Source organism: Mycobacterium sp. 852013-51886_SCH5428379, from assembly GCF_001665575.1.
Taxonomy (GTDB): domain Bacteria; phylum Actinomycetota; class Actinomycetes; order Mycobacteriales; family Mycobacteriaceae; genus Mycobacterium.
Map to the genome: position 1 here is coordinate 59,262 of NZ_LZSU01000008.1, position 24,161 is coordinate 83,422.

Sequence of the window (24,161 nt, forward strand, 5' to 3'; positions counted from 1 at the left end):
TGAACACGCTACCTGGGCGCATGGAGCAGAGGCGGTACCCTCGTCACGATGTCCGAGACCACGACCCGGCGGCTGACCGGGTGGGCCCGTACTGCGCCCACCGTCGCTCAGGTGCTGTCGACGCCCGACCCGGAGGTGATCGCCAACGCGGTCGCCCGGGTCGCCGACGACCCCGAACGGGGTGTGATCGCCCGCGGACTCGGACGCTCCTACGGCGACAACGCCCAGAACGGCGGCGGCCTGGTCATCGACATGACCGCGCTCAACCGCATCCACACCATCGACAGCGACAATGCGCTCGTCGACGTGGACGCCGGGGTGAGCCTCGACCAGCTGATGCGCGCCGCGCTGCCGATGGGGCTGTGGGTGCCGGTGCTGCCGGGAACCCGTCAGGTCACCGTGGGCGGCGCGATCGCCTGCGACATCCACGGTAAGAACCACCACAGCGCGGGCAGCTTCGGTAACCACGTGCGCTCGATGCAACTGCTCACCGCCGACGGCTCCGTCCGCCGCATCACCCCCAACGGCGCGGAGTCCGATCTGTTCTGGGCCACCGTCGGGGGGAACGGGCTGACCGGCATCATCCTGCGGGCGACGATCGAGATGACGCCGACCGAGACGGCCTACTTCATCGCCGACGGTGACGTCACCGCAAGCCTCGACGAGACCATCGCGTTCCACAGCGACGGCAGCGAGGCCGACTACAGCTACTCCAGCGCCTGGTTCGACGCCATCAGCGCGCCCCCGAAGCTGGGCCGCGCCGCGATCTCCCGCGGCTCGCTGGCCACGCTCGACCAGCTGCCGAAGAAGCTCCGCCGCGATCCGCTGAGATTCGATGCGCCGCAACTGTTGACGTTCCCCGACGTATTCCCCAACGGGCTGGCCAACAAGTGGACGTTCGGCCCGATCGGTGAACTCTGGTACCGCAAATCGGGCACCTACCGGGGCAAGATCCAGAATCTGACGCAGTTCTACCACCCGCTCGACATGTTCGGAGAGTGGAACCGCGCCTACGGCTCCAACGGGTTCCTGCAGTACCAGTTCGTGGTACCCACCGAGGCTGTCGACGAGTTCAAGGCGATCATCCTCGACATCCAGCGCTCCGGGCACCATTCGTTCCTCAACGTGTTCAAGCTCTTCGGCCCGGGAAACGAAGCGCCACTGAGCTTTCCGATACCCGGCTGGAACGTCTGCGTGGACTTCCCGATCAAGCCGGGGCTGGGCGACTTCGTCAACGGCCTCGACCAGCGGGTCCTCGAGTTCGGCGGCAGGCTCTACACCGCCAAGGACTCCCGCACCACCGCCGAAACCTTCCACGCCATGTATCCGCGTATCGACGAATGGATCGCCGTGCGCCGCGCGGTCGACCCCGACGGCGTGTTCGCCTCGGACATGGCCCGACGCTTGGAGCTCCTCTAGTGGTCATCGACGCTGTCGGTAATCCTCAGACCATCCTGCTGCTCGGCGGCACCTCGGAGATCGGGCTGGCGATCTGCGAGCGCTATCTGCGGGACGCGCCGGCCCGCATCATCCTGGCGGCCCTGCCCGGCGATCCCGGCCGCGACGCCGCGGTGGCCCAGATGCGCACCGCGGGAGCGAAATCCGTCGAGGTTGTCGACTTCGACGCGGTCCAGACCGACACCCACCCGGACGTCATCGAAAAGATTTGGGTCGGTAGCGATGGCCCCAGGGATATCGACGTCGCGATCGTCGCGTTCGGCCTGCTCGGTGATGCCGAGGAGCTCTGGCAGAACCAGCGCAAGGCCGTGCAGATCGCCGAGATCAACTACACCGCCGCAGTGTCGGTCGGGGTGCTGGTCGGCGAGAAGATGCGCGCCCAGGGCTACGGCCAGATCATCGCGATGAGCTCGGCGGCAGGCGAACGGGTGCGGCGGTCGAACTTCGTGTACGGCTCCACCAAGGCCGGACTCGACGGGTTCTATCTCGGCCTCGGAGAGGCGTTGCGCGAGTACGGCGTTCGCGTGCTGGTGATCCGGCCCGGCCAGGTTCGAACCCGGATGAGCGCTCACGTCAAGGAAGCGCCGCTGACCGTCGACAAGGAGTACGTCGCCGAACTGGCGGTGACCGCATCGGCGAAGGGGAAGGATCTGGTCTGGGCGCCCGGGGCGTTCCGGTACGTGATGATGGTGCTGCGCCACATCCCGCGGCCGATCTTCCGCAAGCTGCCTATCTGATCCGGTGCGCACTCGGGTCCTGGCCACGCTGAGCCAGATGGTGGTGGCGGCACTGATCGCCGCCGTGCTGGCCGTCGTCGCGATGGCTGCCATCGCGCGGGTCGAATGGCCGGCGTACAACTCGTCGAATCAGCTGCACGCCCTGACTACCGTCGGCCAATTCGGCACGCTCGCAGGGTTGTTGGCGGCCGGCTGGATATACCGTCTGGGTCGCAGACACCTCGCGTGGCTGGCGTCGGTGGTGTTCCTGACCGCGTTCACCGTCGTCACCCTGGCGATGCCGCTGGGCGCCACCCGGCTCTATCTGTTCGGGATCTCGGTGGATCAGCAGTTCCGCACCGAGTACCTGACCCGCTTCGCCGACACCGCGGCGCTGCACGACATGACCTATTACGGCCTGCCGCCGTTCTATCCGCCGGGCTGGTTCTGGCTGGGCGGGCGACTGGCCGCGCTCTCCGGCACACCGGCGTGGGAGATGTTCAAACCGTGGTCGATCATCTCGATCAGCGTCGCGGTGGTGCTTGCGTTCGTGCTGTGGGCCGCGATGATCCGATTCAGCCACGCGCTGATCGTCACGGCGGCCACCACAGCGGTGATGCTGGCCTACTCGCCGGCCGAGCCGTACGCCGCGATCATCGCCGTGCTGCTGCCGCCGGTGTTCGTGTTGGCGTGGTCGGGGTTGCGGGCCCGCGGCAACGGCCATTCCGGCTGGGCGGCGGTGGTGGGTGTCGGGATCTTCCTCGGTGTGGCCGCGCTGTTCTACACCCTGCTGCTGGGCTACGCGGCGTTCACGCTGGCGATCATGGGTTTGACCCTTGCGATCGCCCGTCGCTCCTGGGCACCGCTGCTGCGCGGCCTGGTGATCGCCGTGATCGGCGGCGCCATCGGGTTGATCGGCTGGGGCCCGTACCTGCTGGCTGCGGCCAGGGGCACGCCCGCCGAGAGCGGCACCGCGATGCATTACCTGCCCGACGACGGCGCGGTGCTGTCGTTCCCGATGCTGAGCTTCACGCTGCTCGGTGCGCTCTGCCTGGTGGGCACCATCTGGCTGGCGGTGCGGGCCCGGACGTCGACGCGGGCGGGGGCGCTGGCCGTCGCGGTGTTGGCGGTGTACGGGTGGGCGCTGCTGTCGATGCTGACCACCTTGGCCGGCACCACGCTGCTGTCGTTCCGGTTGCAGCCGACGCTGGTGGTGCTGCTCGGCGCGGCCGGGGCGTTCGGGTTCGTCGAGGCGGCGCGCGCGCTGGCCGACAGCTTCTCGAGCAGGCGGCTGCTGGTCACCGCCGGGGTGATCGGCGCGATCGGCGCGCTGACGTTCAGCCAGGACATCCCCGACGTGCTGCGCAACGACATCACCGTCGCCTACACCGACACCGACGGCTACGGCGAGCGCGCCGACCGCAGGCCGCCGGGCTCCGAACGCTACTACCGCGAGGTCGACGAGAAGATCGTCGAGATCACCGGGCGGCCGCGCAGCGAGACCGTGGTGCTGACCGCCGACTACAGCTTCCTGTCGTACTACCCCTACTACGGCTTCCAGGGGCTGACGTCGCACTACGCCAATCCGCTGGCACAGTTCGACGCGCGGGCCGACGCGATCGAGAGCTGGGCGATGCTGTCCACCCCCGACGACTTCGTCGACGCGCTGGACGCGCTGCCCTGGGAGCCGCCCACGGTGTTCCTGATGCGCCGCGGCGCGGCCGATTCGTACACGTTGCGGCTGGCCAGCGACGTCTATCCGAACGATCCCAACGTCAAGCGGTACCAGGTGAAGCTGGACGCGGCGCTGTTCGAGGATCCGCGCTTCGCCGTCACCGACATCGGCCCGTTCGTGCTGGCCATCCGCAAACCGGTCGATGGCTGAGCCCGCCGGGCGGTTACCATCTAGCCCCGTGACCTCAGGGGGTGCGGCTGCCGGGAGCAATCACCGCACCGCACGTCTGATCGCCATCGTCGCGGGGCTGCTCGGTGCGGCCATGGCGCTGGCGACCCCGCTGCTGCCGGTCAAGCAGACGACCGTCGAGCTGAACTGGCCGCAGGACGGCGTGCTGCGCAGCGTCGACGCCCCGCTGATCGGATACGTCGCGACCGACCTGACCATCACGGTGCCCTGCCAGGCCGCCGCGGGGCTGACCGGTGGCCGCAACGTCCTGCTGTCCACCGTGCCCAAGCAGGCGCCCAAGGCCATCGACCGCGGGCTGCTCATCGAACGCGTCAACAACGATCTGCTCGTCATCGTGCGCAACACCCCGGTGGTCAGCGCGCCGCTGGCCGAGGTGCTGGGCCCGGACTGCCGGGAGCTGGTGTTCACCGCGCGGGCCGATCAGGTGACGGGCGAGTTCGTCGGGCTGGTCGAAGGTCCCGATGACGTCGACCCGGGTGAGGAGCCCGGGGGCCCGCTGCGCGGGGAGCGCGGCGGCTACGACTTCCGGCCGCAGATCGTCGGCGTCTTCACCGATCTGTCCGGTCCGGCGCCGCCGGGTCTGCAGTTCTCCGCCACCGTCGACTCCCGCTACAGCAGCTCGCCCACCCTGCTCAAACTGCTCGTGATGATCGTCGGCGTCGTGCTGACGCTCGTCGCTCTCGGCGCGCTGCACGTGCTGGACACCGACGACGGGATGCGGCACCGCCGCTTCCTGCCCGCCCGCTGGTGGTCGCTGCGCCCGCTGGACGGTCTGGTGGCCGCCGTGCTGGTGTGGTGGCACTTCGTCGGCGCCAACACCGCCGACGACGGCTACATCCTGACCATGGCGCGGGTGTCGGAGAACGCCGGCTACATGGCCAACTACTACCGCTGGTTCGGCACGCCGGAAGCCCCGTTCGGCTGGTACTACGACTTGCTCGCCCTGTGGTCGCACGTCAGCACCGCCAGCGTGTGGATGCGGCTGCCCACCCTGCTGATGGCGCTGGCGTGCTGGTGGCTGATCTCCCGCGAGGTGCTGCCGCGGCTCGGGCATGCGGTGAAGAACAACCGCGCCGCGGCGTGGACGGCCGCAGGCATGTTCCTGGCGTTCTGGCTGCCACTCAACAACGGGCTGCGTCCCGAGCCGATCATCGCGCTGGGCATCCTGCTCACCTGGTGTTCGGTGGAGCGCGGCGTGGCCACCAGCCGGTTGCTGCCCGTCGCGGTCGCCATCATCATCGGCGCGCTGACGTTGTTCTCCGGCCCCACCGGCATCGCCGCCATCGGCGCGCTGCTGGTGGCCATCGGCCCGCTGAAGACGATCGTGGCGCGCCATGTGTCCCGGTTCGGCTATCTGGCGCTGCTGGCGCCGATCCTGGCGGCGGGCACGCTCACCGCGATCCTGATCTTCCGCGACCAGACCCTGGTCGGTGAGCTGCAGGCCAGCAGCTTCAAATCCTCGGTCGGACCCAGCCTGGCCTGGTTCGACGAACACATCCGCTATTCGCGGCTGTTCACCACCAGTCCCGACGGGTCGGTGGCACGCCGGTTCGCGGTGCTCACCCTGCTCCTCGCGCTGGCGGTGTCGGTCGCGATGACGCTGCGCAAGGGCCGCATCCCCGGCACCGCGGCGGGACCCAGCAGGCGCATCGTCGGGATCACGATCATCTCGTTCCTGGCCATGATGTTCACCCCGACGAAGTGGACCCACCACTTCGGGGTGTTTGCGGGCCTGGCCGGATGCCTCGGCGCGCTGGCCGCCGTCGCGGTGGCGTCCTATGCGATGCGCTCGCGGCGTAACCGGGCGATGTTCGCCGCGACCGTGCTGTTCGTCGCGGCGCTGTCGTTCGCGACCGTCAACGGCTGGTGGTACGTGTCGAATTTCGGGGTGCCGTGGAGCAACTCGTTCCCGAGCGTCGGATTCGGATTCACCACGATCCTGCTGGGCTGTTCGGTGCTGGCGCTGCTGGCCGCGGCGTGGTTCCACTTCTCCGGGCGGGACACCTCACCGCCGGGGCGGCGGCGGTTCCAGACCGCGGTGCAGAGCCCGCTGGCGATCGGCGCGTGGCTGGTGGTGATCTTCGAGGTGGTGTCGCTGACGATGGCGATGGTGAACCAGTACCCGGCGTGGAGCGTCGGGCGGTCCAACCTCGAGGCGCTGACCGGTAAGACGTGCGGGCTGGCCGAGGACGTAATGGTCGAACAGGACCCGAACGCCGGGGTGCTGGCACCCGTCGGCGTGCCGGTCGCAGAGTCGCTCGGTTCCGGCACGTCTCAGGGCTTCAGCCCCAACGGCATCCCGTCCGACATCTCCGCCGACGCGGTTGCCAATCAGCCCGGCGCCACCAACTTCGCCGACACCGACGGCGACAGCGACGGCGAGACCGGCGCTCAGGCAGGTACGGAGGGCGGCACCACCACGCAGGCCGGCGTCAACGGTTCCCGCGCCCGGTTGCCGTTCGGCCTGGACGCGTCCCGGACCCCGGTGCTGGGCAGCTGGCGTGCCGGTACCCAACAGCCCGCGACGCTGCGGTCGGCGTGGTACCGGCTGCCCGAGCGCAACGAACTCGACGGCGTCATCGCCGTCGCCGCCGCGGGCCGGTTCGACTACGGCGAGGTCGAGGTGCAGTGGGCCACCGACGCGGGCGCCGACGCCGACCAACCGGGCGGCAGCGTGGGCCTGGACGACGTGGGCGCGTCCCCGGCGTGGCGGAACCTGCGTGCGCCGCTGTCGGCGATCCCCACCGAGGCGACCCGGATCCGGCTCGTCGCCAACGACGACGACCTGTCCCCCGAGCACTGGATCGCGCTGACGCCGCCCCGTATCCCGCAGCTGCAGACGCTGCAGGACGTCGTCGGCTCGGCGGATCCGGTGCTGCTGGACTGGCTGGTCGGGTTGGCGTTCCCGTGTCAGCGCCCGTTCGACCACCGCAACGGTGTCATCGAGGTGCCCGAGTGGCGGATCCTGCCCGACCGATTCGGCGCCGAGGCGAACTCGCCGGTGATGGACTACCTGGGCGGCGGCCCGCTGGGCATCACCGAACTGCTGTTGCGCCCGACCACCCTGCCGACCTATCTGCGCGACGACTGGTCCCGCGACTGGGGCTCCCTGCAGCGGCTGACGCCGTTCTACCCGGACGCCGAACCGGCGCGGCTGGATCTCGGTTCGGCCACGCGCAGCGGACTCTGGAGCCCGGCGCCGCTGCGTCACTAGGTCCGTCGCCTACCATCGACGCTCGTGCCCGCACACCGCATCGCCCGTCTGATCGCCGTCCTGGCGGGATTGGCGGGCGTACTGCTGTGTGCAGTGGTGCCGCTGCTGCCGGTGCAGCAGACCACCGCCACGATCCTGTGGCCGCAGGCCCCGAACGAGGACGGCTTCGTCGGTGACCTGACCGCGCCGCTGGTCTCCGGTGCGCCGAAGGCGCTGGACGTCGCCATTCCCTGCCCGGCCATCGGCACCCTGCCCGACGACGGCGGACTGGTCTTCTCCACCAATCCGCCGGGTGGGATCGACGCCGGCCGCAACGGCCTGTTCGTCCGCGCCAACGCCGACGATGTCTACGTCGCGTTCCGAGACACCGTCGCCGCGGTCGCGCCCCGCGCGGCCGTCGACTCCGGCGCGTGCAGTGAGTTGCGGGTGTGGGCCGGCCAAGCTGATGGGCGGGGCTCCGTCGGCGCGGACTTCGTCGGCATCCCCGGCGCCACGGGCACGCTGCCGCCCGACAAGCGCCCGCAGGTCTCCGGGGTGTTCACGGATCTGGAGGTGGCGCCCACCGAGGGCTTGCGGGCCCGCATCGACGTCGACACCCGGTTCATCACCACCCCGACCACGCTCAAGCTGCTGGTGATGGTGCTCGGCGTGCTCTGCGTCGTCGCGTCCCTGGTGGCACTGGCGCTGCTGGACCGCGGCGTGGGGCGCGCGGTCCCCCGCGGATTCGTCCGGTTCTGGCGGGCCGGGCTGTGGACCTGGCTGACCGACGCGGCCGTCGTCGCCGGTCTGCTGATCTGGCATGTCGTCGGGGCGCAGTCCTCCGACGACGGCTACAACACCACCATCGCCCGGATCGCCGGCGAGGCCGGCTACACCGCCAACTACTACCGCTTCTTCGGGGCGACCGAGGCCCCGTTCGACTGGTATCAGAGCCTGCTGTCGCAGCTGGCGGCCGTCAGCACCGACAGCGTCTGGCTGCGGCTGCCCGCCACCGCCGCCGCGATCGCCACCTGGCTGCTGATCAGCCGCTGCGCACTGCCCCGGCTGGGCCGCCGCGTCGCCCACAACCGGGTCGCGATGCTGACCGCGGGTGCGGTGTTCCTGGCGGCGTGGCTGCCGTTCAACAACGGGCTGCGGCCCGAACCGCTGATCGCGTTCGGGGTGACGCTGGTCTGGTTGCTGGTGGAGCAGACGGTCGGGACGCGACGGCTGTGGCCGTACGCCGTCGGCATCGTCGTCACCGTGTTCTGCGTGACGCTGGCGCCGCAGGGTCTGGTCGCGCTGGCGCCGCTGCTGGTCGGAGCCCGGCAGGTGACGCATCTGGTCGCGCTGCGGCGTCCGGCCGGCGGGCTGCTCGCGTCGCTGGCCCCGCTGGCCGCCGCGGCGTCGCTGATCTTCGTCGTGGTGTTCCGCGACCAGACGCTGGCCAGCGTCGCCGAGGCCGTCCGCATCAAGTACGTCGTCGGACCGACCATCCCCTGGTACCAGGAGTTCCTGCGCTACTACTGGCTGACCGTCGAGGAGAGCGTCGACGGATCGCTGGCCCGCCGGTTCTCGGTGCTGATCCTGCTGCTGTGCCTGTTCGGGCTGATCGCGGTGCTGCTGCGCCGCGGCAGCCTGCCCGGCGCCGTCAACGGACCGGTGTGGCGGCTGCTCGGCACCACCGGGTTCGGGCTGCTGCTGCTGACGCTGACCCCGACCAAGTGGGCCGTGCAGTTCGGTGTGTTCGCCGGGCTGGCAGGGGCGCTCGGCGGGGTGACGGCGTTCGCATTCGCCCGCGTCGGCCTGCACAGCCGACGCAATCTGGCGCTGTACGTGACCGCGCTGCTGTTCGTGCTGGCGTGGGCGACCTCGGGCATCAACGGCTGGTTCTACAACGCCAACTACGGCGTGCCGTGGTTCGACAAACAACCCGTCATCGTCGGCTTCCCGGTGACGACGATCTTCCTGGTCCTGGCGATCGCCGCCGGATTGCTCGCCGGCTGGCTGCACTTCCGCATCGACTACGCCGGGCACACCCAGGTCGCCGACACAGGCCGCAACCGTGCGCTGGCGTCCACCCCGCTGCTCGTGGTCGCGGTCATCATGGTCGTGCTCGAACTCGGCTCGATGCTCAAGGCGACCGTGAGCCGCTACCCCGTGTACACGATCGGCCAGTCGAATCTGGCCGCGCTGACATCCGGTCTGTCCGGCAGCAGCTGCGCGATGGCCGACCACGTCCTCGTCGAGGCCGACACCAACGCGGGAATGCTGACGCCGGTGCCCGGTCAGCGCTTCGGTGAGTACGGTCCGCTGGGCGGCGAGGATCCCGTCGGCTTCACCCCCAACGGCGTCAGCGACACCCTCGAACCCGCCGAACCCGTCGGCGCCAACCCCGGCACCCCGAACACCGACGGCCCCGTCGACAAACCCAACATCGGCGTCGGCTTCGCCGCGGGCACCGGCGGCGGCTACGGACCCGAGGGCGTCAACGGATCACGGGTGTTCCTGCCGTTCGGGCTCGACCCCGCCACCACCCCGGTGATGGGCAGCTTCGGGGAGAACGACGTCGCCGCCAAAGCCACCTCGGCCTGGTACCAACTGCCCCCGCGGACCCCGGACCGGCCCCTGGTGACCGTCGCCGCCGCGGGCGCGATCTGGTGGTACAACGAGGACGGCTCGTTCAACTACGGGCAGTCGCTGAAACTGCAGTGGGGCGTGCACCGGCCCGACGGCTCCTACCAGGCACTCGGCGAGGTCCAGCCGATCGACGTCTTCCAGCAGAAGGCGTGGCGCAACCTGCGCTTCCCGCTGGCGTGGGCGCCGCCGGAGGCCAACGTGGCCCGCATCGTCGCCGACGATCCGAACCTGTCGGAGGACCAGTGGTTCGGGTTCACCCCGCCGCGGGTGCCGGTGCTCGAGACGGCCGACGCGTACCTCGGTAATCAGACCCCGGTGCTGATGGACATCGCGACCGCGGCCAACTTCCCGTGCCAGCGGCCGTTCTCCGAACGCCTCGGCGTCGCGGAACTGCCCGAGTACCGGATCATGCCGAACTTCAAGCAGATCGTCGTGTCGTCGAACCAGTGGCAGGCAGCTGAGGACGGCGGCCCGTTCCTGTTCATCCAGGCGCTGCTGCGTACCGAGGCCATCCCGACGTATCTGTCCGGCGACTGGTACCGGGACTGGGGTTCGCTCGAGCGCTACCTGCGGGTGGTGCCCGCCGACGAGGCGCCCGACGCCGTCATCGAGGAGGGGTCGACGCGAGTGTTCGGCTGGAGCCGCGGCGGACCGATCAGGGCCCTCCCGTGAACGACGTGAGAATCGCGCGCTGGGTCGCCACGATCGCCGGACTGCTCGGCTTCATCGCCGCGGTCGCGGTGCCGCTGCTGCCCGTCGTCCAGACCACCGCGACGCTGAACTGGCCCCAGGACGGCCGGGCCGAGAACGTCACCGCTCCGCTGATGTCGCTGTCGCCGGTGAGTCTGACCGCGTCGATCCCGTGCGCGGTGGTCCGCGACATGCCCGCCGACGGCGGTCTGGTGCTGGGCACCGCGCCCGCCGAGGGCCGGGACGCCGCGCTGAACGCGATGCTGGTCAACGTCGGTGAAGAGCGCGTCGACGTGATCGTGCGCAACGTCGTCGTCGCCAGCGTCGAACGCGACCGCGTCGCCGGGGACCGTTCTGCGCCCGGATGTTCCAGGATCGACATCACCTCGAACCTGGACGGCACCTACGCCGACTTCGTCGGGCTGACCCAGGACTCCGGCGAGAACGCCGGCCAACCGCAGCGCACCGGCTACCCGGACCCCAATCTGCGGCCCGCGATCGTCGGCGTCTTCACCGACCTCACCGGCCCCGCCCCGCCGGGCATGTCGTTCTCCGCCGAGATCGACACCCGTTACACCACCCAGCCGACCGCCCTGAAGCTGGCCGCGATCCTGCTGGCGATCATCTGTACCGCGATCGCACTGCTCGCGCTGTGGCGGCTGGACCGCCTCGACGGCAGGCGGATGCACCGGCTGATCCCGACCCGGTGGCGCACGTTGACCGCCGTCGACGGCGTGGTGCTCGGCGGCTTCGCCGTCTGGTACGTCATCGGCGCCAACTCCTCCGACGACGGCTACATCCTGCAGATGGCCCGCGTGGCCGACCACGCCGGCTACATGTCGAACTACTTCCGCTGGTTCGGCAGCCCCGAGGACCCGTTCGGCTGGTACTACAACGTGCTGGCGCTGATGACCCAGGTGAGCACGGCCAGCATCTGGATCCGGCTGCCCGATCTGATCTGTTCGATCGTCTGCTGGCTGCTGCTGTCCCGCGAGGTGCTGCCGCGCCTCGGACCCGCAGTGATCGCGAGCAGGCCGGCACTGTGGGCGGCCGGCTTCGTGCTGCTGGGCGCGTGGATGCCGTTCAACAACGGACTGCGTCCGGAAGGTCAGATCGCCACCGGCGCGCTGATCACCTACGTGCTGATCGAACGTGCGATCACCTCGGGCCGACTCACCCCGGCCGCCCTCGCGATCACCTCCGCGGCGTTCACCCTCGGCATCCAGCCGACGGGCCTGATCGCGGTCGCCGCCCTGCTGGCCGGTGGCCGGCCCATCCTGCGGATCCTGATGCGCCGTCGCCGACTGGTCGGCACCTGGCCGCTGATCGCGCCGCTGCTGGCCGCGGGCACCGTGGTGCTGGCCGTGGTGTTCGCCGACCAGACGCTGGCCACCGTCCTCGAAGCCACCAGGATCCGCACCGCGATCGGCCCCAGCCAGGAGTGGTACACCGAGAACCTGCGCTACTACTACCTGATCCTGCCGACGGTCGACGGCGCGATCGCGCGACGGGTGGCGTTCCTGTTCACCGCGCTGTGCCTGTTCTCGTCGCTGTTCATCATGCTGCGGCGCAAGCGGGTGCCCGGCGTCGCGCGGGGACCGGCGTGGCGGCTGATGGGCGTCATCTTCGCCACGATCTTCTTCCTGATGTTCACCCCCACCAAGTGGATCCACCACTTCGGTCTGTTCGCCGCGGTGGGCGGTGCGATGGCCGCGCTGGCCACGGTGCTGGTCAGTCCAGTGGTGCTGCGGTCGGCGCGCAACCGGATGGCGTTCCTCGCGGCGGTGCTGTTCGTACTCGCGATGTGTTTCGCGTCCACCAACGGCTGGTGGTACGTCTCCAACTTCGGCGCCCCGTTCAACACGTCGGTGCCGCAACTGGGCGGGGTGACCGTCAGCGCCGTGCTGTTCGTGCTGTGCGGGATCGCGACGGTCTGGGCGTTCCTGCTCCACGTCGGGGCCAAACAGGACTCCCGCGTGGTCGACACGCTCACCAAGGCACCGATCCCGATCGCCGCCGGCTTGATGGTGCTGTTCATGGTCGCGAGCATGGCGATCGGCGTCATCCGGCAGTACCCCACCTACTCCAACGGCTGGGCCAACATCCGCGCCTTCGCCGGCGGCTGCGGACTGGCCGACGACGTGCTCGTCGAACCGGACTCCAACGACGGCTTCCTGCGCGCGCTGCCCGGAGGCCCCGGCCAATCCCCTTGGGGCCCCCTCGGACCGCTCGGCGGCACCGACGCCGCGGGCTTCACCCCCAACGGCGTGCCCGACCGGATCATCGCCGAGGCCATCCGGCTGAACAACCCGCAGCCGGGCACCGACGACGACTGGAACAAGCCGGTCAAGCTGGCGCGGCCGGGCGTCAACGGCTCGACGGTGCCGCTGCCCTACGGGCTGGACCCGGCGCGGGTCCCGGTGGCCGGCACGTATTCGACGGACGTGCAGCAGGAGAGCCGGCTGGCGTCGGCGTGGTACGAACTGCCGCCGGCCGACGACGCGCATCCCCTCGTGGTGATCACCGCGGCGGGCACGATCGCGGGCACCAGCGTCGCCAACGCCTTCACCTCCGGTCAGACGGTGGACCTCGAGTACGCGACGCGTGGTCCCGACGGGGCGCCGGTGCCCGCGGGCCGGGTCAGCCCGTACGACATCGGCCCGACGCCGTCGTGGCGCAACCTGCGCTACCCGCGGGCGCAGATCCCGAACGACGCCGTCGCGGTCCGCGTCGTCGCCGAGGACCTTTCGCTGGGCCAGGGCGACTGGGTCGCGGTCACGCCGCCGCGGGTGCCCGAGCTGCGCTCGGTGCAGGAGTACGTCGGTTCCGAGGAGCCGGTGCTGATGGACTGGGCGGTCGGGCTGGCGTTCCCGTGCCAGCAGCCAATGCTGCACGCGAACGGCGTGACCGAGGTGCCGAAGTTCCGGATCTCACCGGACTACTACGCCAAGCTGCAGAGCACCGACACCTGGCAGGACGGCCAGAACGGCGGCCTGTTGGGTGTCACCGACCTGCTGCTGCGGGCGTCGGTGATGTCGACGTACCTGTCCAACGACTGGGGTCAGGACTGGGGTTCGCTGCGCCGGTTCGACACGATCGTCGATGCGCAACCGGCCGAGATCGACCTCGGTGAGTCGACGCACTCGGGGCTGTGGAGCCCGGGGCCGATGCGCTTCAAGCCGTAGCGCGGTCGGGGTTCGTCAGCTCTGCGAGTTGGCGTTGTGCCGGTCGATGTCCTGGGCGCATTCGTCGGCCGACTTGTGCGTCTGTTCGATGCACACCCGGATATTGGCCTGTTCGGCGTCCATCCCGGTGGGCACCGAGGGACTGTCGAACTGGCCCTCGTACTTCGACCAGATGGTCTGGTTGGTGTCGGTCAGCTCGGCGCAGTAGGCCTGGTCACCGGTCTGGGTGACCCCCGCGGCGCCCATCGTCGAGCAGTTCGCCCCGATCACCACCACGGGCAGCGCCGGCTGCGCCGGTTGGGCCCGTTGGGCCGACTCCTCGCTCTCGCGGCCCATCAGCCATGCGGCTGCCGCGGCGGCGCCGATCGCCACCACCGCGAGCACACCCGCGCCGACCAGCCAGCCGCGGTGGCCGGTGCGCGATGCGGTGGTTTGCGCCTTCGGCGGCGGGGGCGTGGCCTTCGCCGAGACGGTCGGTCCGGTGGCGTCGTCCACCCCGATGTGGTGCTGCAGGGCGTGCGCGAAGTCGATGCAGTGTTCGAACCGCTGATCCGGTGACTTCGCCAGCGCCTTCTCGAACACCGGGCCGAGTCCCGACAACTCCGGGCGCGCGATCCCGATCGGCGGCGGGTCGGCCGTCAGATGCGAGCTGATCACCACCGCGGCGTTGGAGTGCTGGAACAGCGGGCGGCCGGTCAACAGCTGGTAGGCGGTCGCGGCCAGCGCGTACTGATCGGCCCGCCCGTTCAGCGGTTGCCCCAGCAGCTGTTCGGGCGCGGCGTAGGCCACCGTGCCGACCGTCATGTTCGTGCCTGTCAGACCACCGGTGTCGTCGGCCCGTCGCGCGATGCCGAAGTCGGCCAGCAGTACGCGTTCGTGCGGTGCGCCGAAATCGGCGACCAGGATGTTGGCGGGTTTCACGTCGCGGTGGAACAGATCGCGTTGATGGGCGTAGTCGAGCGCGCCGGCGACCGCGGTGACGATGCGCAGCGCATCGGCAGCGGGCAGACCGTTCGGATACCGCTCGACGAGCAACCGTGCCGCATCGGTGCCCTCGACGTAGTCCATGGAGATCCACAGCCGGCCCTCGTGGTCGCCGCGGTCGTGGACCGCGACGATGTGGGGGTGCCAGAGGGTGGCGGCGATCTCGGCCTCGCGCAGGAACCGATGGCGGTACTCGTCGTCGACACTCACCGCCGCCGACAGCACCTTGAGGGCGTCCTTGCGGGGCAGTCGCGGATGCTGGGCGAGGTACACCTCGCCCATTCCGCCGGCGCCCAGCGACCGCACGACCGTGTAGCCGGCGATCACCTCGCCCTCTGTGAGTGCCATCGGGCGGCTAGATCGGCGTCAGACCGTGTTTGCGCTGCACGCGCTGGATCTGCTTGTCCCGCAGCAGGCGCATCGACTTGCGCAGCAGCAGCCGGGTCTCGTGCGGTTCGATGACCGCGTCGATGAAGCCGCGTTCGGCGGCGATCCACGGCGTGGCCATGTTCAGGTTGTAGCCCTCGATGAACTCGGCGCGGATCTTCTGCACCTCGGGTGCGGTCGGATCGGGGAACCGCTTCACCAGCAGCTGCGCTGCGCCCTCCGCACCGATCACCGCGATGCGGGCGGTCGGCCAGGCGAAGTTCAGATCCGCCGAGAGCTGCTTGGAGCCCATCACCGCGTACGCACCGCCGTAGGACTTGCGGATCGTGATCGTCACCTTCGGCACGTCGGCCTCGACGACGGCGTTGAGGAACCGGCCGCCGCGTTTGATGATGCCGCCCTTCTCCTGTTCGACGCCCGGCATGAAGCCCGGGGTGTCGACGACGAAGACCAGCGGCAGGTTGTAAGAGTCGCAGAACCGGATGAATCGGGCGGCCTTGTCGGACGCCTCGTTGTCGATCGAGCCCGACAGGTACATCGGCTGGTTTGCGATGACGCCGACCGTGCGGCCGTCGACTCGCGCGAACGCGGTGATGATGGCCTGCCCCTGGTTGGCCGCGACGTCGAACACGTCGCCGTCGTCGAAAATCCGCAGCAGGATCTCGTGCATGTCGTAGGCCATGTTGTCGGCGTCCGGCACGATCGTGTCGAGCTCGAGATCGTGCGGGGTGATCTCCGGTTCCAGTCCGGGATTGACCACCGGCGCGTCGTCGAAGGTGTTGGGCGGCAGGAACGACAGGTAGTCGCGGACGTAGGCGAACGCCGCGGCCTCGTCCTCGACGACCTGGTGGATGTTGCCGTAGCGGGCCTGGGCGTCGGCGCCGCCGAGTTCGTCGAGCGAGACGTCCTCACCGGTGACGTCCTTGATGACGTCTGGCCCGGTGACGAACATGTAGCCCTGATCGCGTACCGCGACGACGAGGTCGGTCTGGATCGGCGAGTAGACCGCGCCGCCCGCGCACTTGCCCAGGATGATCGAGATCTCGGGGACCAGACCGCGCAGCAGCTCGTGGCGGCGGCCCAGTTCGGCGTACCAGGCCAGCGACGTCACCGCGTCCTGGATGCGGGCGCCCGCCGAGTCGTTGATGCCGATGATCGGGCAGCCGACCATGGCCACCCACTCCATGAGCTTGGCGACCTTGCGGCCGAACATCTCGCCGACCGAACCCTGGAACACGGTCTGGTCGTGGCTGAACACCCCGACCGGACGGCCGTCGATGGTGCCGTGGCCGGTGACGACGCCGTCGCCGTACAGCGCGTTCGGATCGCCGGGGGTCTTGGCCAGCGCGCCGATCTCGAGGAAGCTGCCCGAATCGAGCAGCGAGTGGATACGGGCCCGCGCGCTGGGCAACCCCTTCTTGTCCCGGCGCGCCTTGGCCTTCTCGTCACCCGGATCCTTGGCCAGCTCGAGCTTCTCGCGAAGCTCGGCGAGTTTCTCGGCGGTGGTCTGCGCGCGGGTCTCGACTGGTGCTTCCGTCACTTGGCCTCGCTCTCGATCCGGTTGATCGCCTCGCTCATATGGGCGCCCACCTTGGCAATGTACGGCTCGTCGATCGCCTGGATGTGCTCACCCCCGATCGGCACGATCTCCAGATCCTCGACGAACTCCCCCCACCCGCCGTCGGGTTGGCGGATGGCGTAGCGCGGTTCGAAGAAGATCGCGTCGTCGTGGTAGCGGTCGGCCATGTACAGCGTGACGTGCCCGTCGTAGGGCTGGATCTCCGCAGTTTCGAGCAGCCGGTTGTCGAGGTACGACGTGCGCTGGTGCTCGATGATGCCGCCCGGGATCTGCACCCCGCTCTGGCTGACCACGTCGAGCACGTAGCGGACCTGCCCCTCGTCGTCGAGTTCCTCGAGTTCCTCGTAGGGAATCTCCGGGATCTCGACGTTGAACGTGCGCTCGGCGAACCGGGCGTAGCGGTCCCAGCGGGCGCGCGTCTCCTCCCGGGTCTGCGGGATCTCCTCACCGGGCCGCACCATGTCGATGAGCCCGACGAACCGCACGTCGGCGCCCGCGCGCTTGAGTCCGATCGCGCAGGCGTAGGCGAGAGCGCCGCCGAGCGACCAGCCCGCCAGGATGTACGGGCCTTTGCCGCCGAGCTCCATCAGCTTCGGCAGGTACTCCGCGGCACGTTCCTCGACGGAACCCTCGACCCGCTCGAACCCGTACATCGGGGTATCCGGCGGCAGCCGTTTGAGCAGCGGTTCGTACACCACGGTCGATCCGCCGGCGGGATGGAACACGAATACCGGGATGCTGGTGCTCCCCTCGCGGGGGGCGCGGATGGTGCGGACGAAGCCCTCGACCTTGCCGCCCTCGAGGTAGTCGCGCACCGTGGTGGCGAGGTCCTCGATGGTGGTGGCGGAGGTGACGTTCTCGGCGGTGATGGTGCCCTCGTCGACGCGTTCGGTGAGGCGCTCGGCGATCTTGGCCGCGGTGGCGGCGTCGACCTTCGGCAGCTCGTTGAAGATGCCGCCCGGCGACTTACCGGTGACGATCGCCCACGTCGCGAACGTGACCCGCTCGGCCGCGTCGCGCGGCGGCACGTCCGCGCCGAGCGCCTCGGTGACGGCCTCCTGGGTCAGCACCTTCGACGCGGCGGCGACCGTGGACTCCGAGGGACCTGATGGCCCCGACGGATCGGTCGGCGGGGGCGGGATGTCGGCCGGCGTGGGGCCGGACGGATCCGAGGGCGGCGGCGGGAGCGGCGCGTCCTGATCCTGGGTGGACGGTTCGGCCTGCGGGTCGGGTGCGGGCGTGGCGGCCGTCGCCGGATTGGCGCCGCTGATCACGGCGGCCTGTTCCGGGGCTTCCTCCTGGCCCAGCGGGTGACCGGCCTCGGCCAGCTTCTCCTCGAGCTCGGCGACAGTGCTCGCGCCGCCCATCAGTTCGGCCTGTGCCGCAGCGATCTCCTCGGGCGTCATGCCCTTCTGGTGCTCGGCGAGTTGGGCGACCTCGTCGCGGTGCTCGATCGCGTAGATGATGAGCTTCTCGACGGCGTTGAGGTTGGCATCGCGCACCGCGGTCAGCTGGATGGGCGGCATGTCGAAGTCGTACTCGACGCGGTTCTTGATCCGCACCGCCATCAGCGAGTCCAGTCCGAGCTCGATCAGCGGCACCTCCCACGGCAGATCCTCGGGCTCATAGCCCATCGCGGACCCGACGATCGTGCCCAGCCGGTCGTGCACCGTCTCGCCCGAGTCCGGCGACCACTTGCCCAGGCCCGCACCGAGATTCGCACCGGCAGTCAGGTTGTCGGACAGGATGGCCGCGTCGTCGGGTTCGGGTTCGGCCGGGACCGGCGATTCGAGTTGCGGCGCAACGGTTCCGGTCGCGACGGCGGCGGGCAGCGCCACCGCGGCGCCGCCGCGGGTGACGATGGCGTCATAGACGAGCGTGAACGACTCATCGATCCGCGCGTGCACCTGCACCGACGCCCCACCCGGATGGCGGGTCAGCGTGGTCACCAGGCGGGCGCCGTCGCCGGGCACCGCGCGCTGTTCGGCCGCGGTGACCGTCGCATCCGAGAACACCTGCGAGGCAGCGGCTTTCACCAGACCGGCCAGCGCCTGCGCGTCCACGGCGCCACGCGGCGAGTACTCCCACACGTGCTTTCCGTCCGGGGTGGCCACATGGCTGCCCGGGATGACGCCCGAGTTGTCGCCGCTGAACCGCACGTCGAGCCAGTGCGGCTTACGCCGAAACTTCGTCGGCGGGATGTCGGCGTAGTCGAGCGCCCCGGCCAGGCCGCGGTGCCTGCGCGGGAACAGCGTCCGCAGATCCAGATCGTGGCCGTGCACGAACAGCTGCGCCATGGCCGCGGTCATCGAGTCGACCTCGTCCTGCTTGCGGGCCAGCGTCGCGATCAGCTGGCCGTCGTGCAGGCCCGCGGTCGCCGTCGTGAGCCCGACCTGCATGAGCGCCACCGGATTCGGCGCCAGTTCCAGGAACGTGGTGTGCCCGTTGTCGACGGCGTTGCGGATGCCGTGGGTGAAGTAGACGCTGTGGCGCAGCCCCTTCTTCCAGTAGTCGACGTCGTGGATCGGCTCGGAGCCCGCACGCAGGAACTTGCCCTCGTGCACCGTCGAGTAGTAGCCGGTCTGCAGCGGATGCGGGGTGATGCCGACCAGCTCGGCCGCCAGCTCGCCCAGCAGCGGATCCATCTGGGTGGTGTGGCTGGCGCCCTTGGTCTGGAACTTGCGGGCGAACTTGCCCTCCTGCTCGGCCCGCGCGATGATCGCGTCGACCTGCGCGGGCGGTCCGCCGATAACGGTCTGGGTGGGGGCGGCGTAGACGCACACCTCCAGATCCGGGTAGGCCTCATCTTCCTTGAAGACCGTCTTGATCTCGTCGGCCGAATACTCCACCAGCGCCATCAGCCGGATGTACTCGCCGAACAGCATCGCCTCGCCCTCACCCATCAGGTGGCTGCGCGAGCAAATGGCGCGGGTGGCGTCCTCCAGCGACAGACCGCCGGAGAAGTACGCCGCGGCGGCCTCGCCGAGCGACTGGCCGATGACCGCACCGGGTTTCGCGCCGTGATGCTTGAGCAGTTCGCCGAGCGCGATCTGGATCGCGAAGATGACCAGCTGCACCTTCTCGATCGGAAGCTCGGTCGTCTCGTCGGTGTAGTCGATCGCGTCGTCGAGAATCAGTTCCAGGATCGAGTGTCCGCGCTCGTCCTGCACATAGGCGTCGACCTTGTCGATCCAGTCGGCGAACACCTCGTTGCGCAGGTACAGGCTCTTGCCCATCTTGCGGTGCTGCGCACCGAATCCCGCGAGCACCCACACCGGACCGTTGGTGACCGGACCGTCGGCGGCGAACACGTTGGGGTTCTGCTTACCCTCGGCGAGCGCGCGCAGCCCCTTGACCGCCTCGTCGTGGTCGCGGGCCATCACGATCGCCCGCGAGCGGCCGTGGTTGCGCCGCGACAGCGACCGGCCGATCGCCTCGAGTGACGACGCCCGGCCCTCTTCGCTGTCGATCCAGTCGGCCAGTTCGGCCGCGGCGGCGCGCTTACGCGATGTCAGGAACGCCGAAACCGCAAGCGGCACAAGCGGGACCGGGGGCTCCTGCGCTTCGAGCTCTTCGCGGGCAGCCTCGAGCAGGCGCTTGGCCTCGTCGGTCATGCCGGGCAGTTCGTACTCGGGCTCGGCGGCCGCGACGGAATGAGCGGAAGCGTCGGCTCCGTTGTCTTGGTCGTCCTCATCGATGAACTCGCCGTACTCGTCCATCCGCACCCCGCCCACGTACACGGCGGTGGCCTCGTTCGGCGCGGCGGTGGCCTCGACCACCTGCTCGGGTTCGGGTTCGACCAGATCGGCGGGCAGCACCTCGCGCAACACCAGATGCGCGTTGGCGCCGCCGAAGCCGAAGCCCGACACACCGGCGATCGCGTGGCCGCTGTAGCGGGGCCAGTCGCTGGCGGAGTCGACGACCTTGAGCCGCTGGGCGTCGAAGTCGATGTAGGGGTTGGGGCCGGTGTAGTTGATCGACGGCGGCAGCTTGTCGTTGCGCAGCGACAGCGCCACCTTCGCCAGACTCGCGGCACCTGCGGCCGACTCCAGGTGTCCCACATTGGATTTCACCGCGCCGAGCAGCGCGGGCCGGTCGGCGGGACGGTTGCGTCCGACCACCCGGCCGAGCGCGTCGGCCTCGATCGGGTCGCCGAGGATCGTGCCAGTGCCGTGCGCCTCGACGTAGTCGACGTCGCGCGGGTTGATCCCGGCGTCCTTGTACGCCTTGCGCAGCACCTCGGCCTGCGCATCGGGGTTCGGTGCGAGCAGACCGTTGGACCGGCCGTCGTGGTTGACCGCGCTGCCCGCGATCACGGCGATGATGTCGTCGCCGTCGCGACGGGCGTCGCTCAACCGCTTGAGCACCAGCATGCCGGCACCCTCCGCGCGGGAGTAGCCGTCGGCGTCCTGGGAGAACGACTTGATCCGGCCGTCCGGGGCCAGCACGCCGCCGACCTCGTCGAAACCGATCGTGACCAGCGGCGTGATCAGCGCGTTGACGCCGCCGACCACGGCGACGTCGGCCTCACCGGCGCGCAGCGCGGCCACGCCCTGGTGGGCGGCGACCAGCGAACTCGAGCAGGCGGTGTCGATCGCCATCGACGGACCGCGGAAGTCGTAGAAGTACGACACCCGGTTGGCGATGATCGAGCTGGTGGTGCCGGTGATGGCATACGGGTGCGCGACGGTCGGATCGGCCACCGACATGAAGCTGTAGTCGTTGTTCGACGCGCCGATGTAGACGCCGACGCGCTCACCGCGCAGGCTCGACGCCGGGATGCGGGCGTGTTCGAGCGCCTCCCAGGTCAGCTCCAGCGCCATCCGCTGCTGCGGATCGATGTTGTCGGCCTCCATCTTCGACAGCGCGAAGAACTCGGCGTCGAAACCCTTGATGTCGGCGAGGTAGCCGCCGCGGGTGGAGGCCTTCGCGACGCGCTCGGCGATCCGCGGTTCGGCCAGGAACTCCTCCCAGCGTCCCTCGGGCAGATCGGTGATGGCGTCACGGCCGTCGAGCAGCGCCTGCCACATCTGGTCGGGGGTGTTCATATCGCCGGGGAAGCGGGTGGCGATACCCACGATGGCTATGTTCGCGATGTCCTCATCGACATCCCGCGACCAGTCCTCGTCGTCCGCGCCGTCGTCGGCTCGTTCGGGCTCACCCTCGATGATCACCGTCGCCAGCGATTCGATGGTCGGATGACGGAACGCCACCGTGGCCGTCAGCGTCACCCCGGTGAGGTCCTCGATGTCGCTGGCCATCGCCACCGCATCGCGGGAGGACAGTCCGAGTTCGACCATCGCGGTCTGCTCGTCGATGCTCTCGGCGTTCTGCCCGGTCGCGTTGGCGATCCAGTTGCGCAGCCACTCGCGCATCTCGGCGACCGTCATGTCGACCTGGGCCGGGCGCAGCGCGCCCTCATCACCTTGTGCGATGAGCTTCGGGTCCGGCGAATTCTGGGGTGTCTCAGACATGTTCGTTCTCTTTCGCCCGCCCCTGGCGGTAGCTCGTGATCAGTCGGTCTCGTCGGGGAAGGCGTTCGCGACCCTCCCGGTGCGCAGGCTGCCGTCCAGGTACGCCGACCGGCAGGCGCGCCGGCCGATCTTGCCGCTGGAGGTGCGCGGGATGGCGCCGGCCGGGGTGAGCAGCACATCACGCACCGTCACACCGTGGCGCACGGCGATGGCCGCGCGGATGTCGTCGGCGATCGGCGCCATGTCGAGCTTGTGCGCCCCCGGCGCCCGCTCACCGACGATGACGAGCTGCTCGGAGCTGTCGTCGGGATTGCGCTTCAGACCGGCGTGCGCGTTGTCGAACACCTCGTCGGGCAGCTGATTGGCCGGCACCGAGAACGCGGCGACGAACCCCGTGCGCAGCGCCTTGGTGGCCTCCTGCGCCGAGTACTCGAGATCCTGCGGATAGTGGTTACGGCCGTCGATGATCACCAGGTCCTTGACGCGGCCGGTGATGTAGAGCTCGCCGTCGTGGTACGCGCCGAGGTCGCCGGTGCGTACCCAGGTCGCGTCGTCCGGGGCCCCGGCGGCGTGGCTGGGCTCGGTGCGCGATTTGAGGATGTTCTGGAACGTGGCCTGCGTTTCCTCGGGCTTGCCCCAGTAACCGGTGCCCATGTTCTGTCCGCTGATCCAGATCTCGCCGATCTGGCCGTCGGGCAGCTCGGTGGCGGTGTCGTGGTCGACGATGACCGCCCACTCCGCGACGCCGATCTTTCCCGCACCCGCCTGGGCGACGGCCTTCGGCGAATCCTCGGGGACCTCGACGAACCGGTGGTTGTTGAGCTCGTCGCGGTCGACGGTGATGATCCGCGGCTCGGCGCTGATCGGGGTGGTGGAGACGAACAGCGTCGCCTCGGCCAGACCGTAGGACGGTTTGATCGCCTTGGGCTGGAACCCGAACGGTCCGAACGCCTCGTTGAACCGGCGCACGGTGGCCGCCGAGATGGGCTCGCTGCCGTTGAGGATGCACTTGATGTTCGACAGATCCATGGGCGGTTCACCCTCTTTGGGCACCCCGCGGGCGGCGGCGTGGTCGAACGCGAAGTTCGGGGCCACCGAGATGACGCCGCCGGTGTCGCCTTCCTTGCGCGCCATCTCGCGGATCCAGCGGCCGGGACGGCGGACGAACGCCGCGGGCGTCATGAAGGTGATGTAGTGGCCGAGCATCGGTGAGAGCAGCACGGTGATCAGACCCATGTCGTGGAAGAACGGCAGCCAGGACACGCCCCGGTCGCCTTCCTCGCCCTCGAGCGCCTCGATCACCTGGACCACGTTGGTGGCCAGGTTCAGGTGGGTGATCTGCACGCCCGTCGGGATGCGGGTCGACCCGGAGGTGTACTGCAGGTAGGCGATGGTCTCCTGGGTCACGTCGACCGGCTCCCAGGTCGCCCCGACCTCGTCGGGCACCGCATCGACGGCGATGACGCGGGGGCGCTGGTTGGCGGGCCGGGTGCGGAAGAACTTGCGCACACCCTCGGCGGCATCGGTGGTCGTCAGGATCGCCGACGGGTGGCAGTCGTCCAGCACGGCGTGCAGCCGGCCGACGTGGCCGGGCTCGTTCGGATCGAACAGCGGCACCGCGATACGGCCCGAGTACAGGGTGCCGAAGAACGCGACAAGGTAGTCGAGGTTCTGCGGGCAGAGGATCGCCACGCGGTCGCCGGGCTGGGTGACCTGCTGCAGCCGGGCACCGACGGCGCGGTTGCGGGCGCCGAAGTCGTTCCAGTTGAGATCCCGCGCGACGCCGTCCCGCTCGGTGGAGAAGTCCAGGAAGCGGTAGGCGAGCTTGTCCCCACGCACCTTCGCCCATCGTTCGACGTGACGAACCAAGTTGCCGTTGTCAGGGAACTTGATCAGTCCGTTCTTGATGAACGGATTGTGAAAGGCCATCT

Annotated in this window: 10 protein-coding genes; 6 read left to right on the forward strand and 4 right to left on the reverse strand. The window is 69.6% G+C overall.

Features of this window, described 5'->3' with window-relative positions; all coding sequences use genetic code 11:
- Nucleotides 1-48 precede the first annotated feature (48 nt).
- Genes A5757_RS02070 through A5757_RS02095 form a run of 6 tightly spaced genes read left to right on the forward strand, consistent with a single transcriptional unit; the run spans nucleotide 49 to nucleotide 13,806 of the window.
- Complete coding sequence (locus A5757_RS02070; protein WP_066828299.1) at nucleotides 49-1,419, forward strand: FAD-binding oxidoreductase; 1,371 nt, start codon at nucleotides 49-51, stop codon at nucleotides 1,417-1,419.
- Nucleotides 1,419-2,195, forward strand: a complete 777-nt coding sequence (locus tag A5757_RS02075; RefSeq protein WP_066828300.1) for a decaprenylphospho-beta-D-erythro-pentofuranosid-2-ulose 2-reductase — start codon at nucleotides 1,419-1,421, stop codon at nucleotides 2,193-2,195. The genes A5757_RS02070 and A5757_RS02075 overlap by 1 nt, the downstream gene beginning before the upstream one ends.
- Nucleotides 2,196-2,232: 37 nt before the next feature.
- Complete coding sequence (locus A5757_RS02080; protein ID WP_066828336.1) at nucleotides 2,233-4,059, forward strand: galactan 5-O-arabinofuranosyltransferase; 1,827 nt, start codon at nucleotides 2,233-2,235, stop codon at nucleotides 4,057-4,059.
- Nucleotides 4,052-7,312, forward strand: a complete 3,261-nt coding sequence (locus tag A5757_RS02085; RefSeq protein WP_066828301.1) for an arabinosyltransferase domain-containing protein — start codon at nucleotides 4,052-4,054, stop codon at nucleotides 7,310-7,312. The genes A5757_RS02080 and A5757_RS02085 overlap by 8 nt, the downstream gene beginning before the upstream one ends.
- Before the next feature lie 24 nt (nucleotides 7,313-7,336).
- Nucleotides 7,337-10,603, forward strand: coding sequence for an arabinosyltransferase domain-containing protein (locus A5757_RS02090; RefSeq protein WP_066828302.1), 3,267 nt, complete (start codon nucleotides 7,337-7,339; stop codon nucleotides 10,601-10,603).
- Nucleotides 10,567-13,806, forward strand: coding sequence for an arabinosyltransferase domain-containing protein (locus tag A5757_RS02095; protein ID WP_156618113.1), 3,240 nt, complete (start codon nucleotides 10,567-10,569; stop codon nucleotides 13,804-13,806). Before A5757_RS02090 ends, A5757_RS02095 begins: the two co-directional genes overlap by 37 nt.
- 15 nt (nucleotides 13,807-13,821) lie before the next feature.
- Here the strand turns inward: A5757_RS02095 and A5757_RS02100 are convergent, their stop codons facing one another.
- Genes A5757_RS02100 through fadD32 form a run of 4 tightly spaced genes read right to left on the reverse strand, consistent with a single transcriptional unit; the run spans nucleotide 13,822 to nucleotide 24,159 of the window.
- Nucleotides 13,822-15,138, reverse strand: a complete 1,317-nt coding sequence (locus tag A5757_RS02100) for a serine/threonine-protein kinase (RefSeq protein ID WP_066828304.1) — start codon at nucleotides 15,136-15,138, stop codon at nucleotides 13,822-13,824.
- A gap of 7 nt (nucleotides 15,139-15,145) precedes the next feature.
- The gene (locus A5757_RS02105; RefSeq protein ID WP_066828305.1) at nucleotides 15,146-16,717 is read right to left on the reverse strand and encodes an acyl-CoA carboxylase subunit beta; all 1,572 of its coding nucleotides are present in this window, start codon (nucleotides 16,715-16,717) and stop codon (nucleotides 15,146-15,148) included.
- Complete coding sequence (gene pks13, locus A5757_RS02110; RefSeq protein WP_066828306.1) at nucleotides 16,714-22,230, reverse strand: polyketide synthase Pks13; 5,517 nt, start codon at nucleotides 22,228-22,230, stop codon at nucleotides 16,714-16,716. Before pks13 ends, A5757_RS02105 begins: the two co-directional genes overlap by 4 nt.
- A gap of 39 nt (nucleotides 22,231-22,269) precedes the next feature.
- Nucleotides 22,270-24,159 carry a long-chain-fatty-acid--AMP ligase FadD32 gene (gene fadD32, locus A5757_RS02115; protein WP_066828307.1) on the reverse strand — a complete coding sequence of 630 codons (1,890 nt, stop codon included), beginning with the start codon at nucleotides 24,157-24,159 and terminating at the stop codon, nucleotides 22,270-22,272.
- Nucleotides 24,160-24,161: the final 2 nt, after the last annotated feature.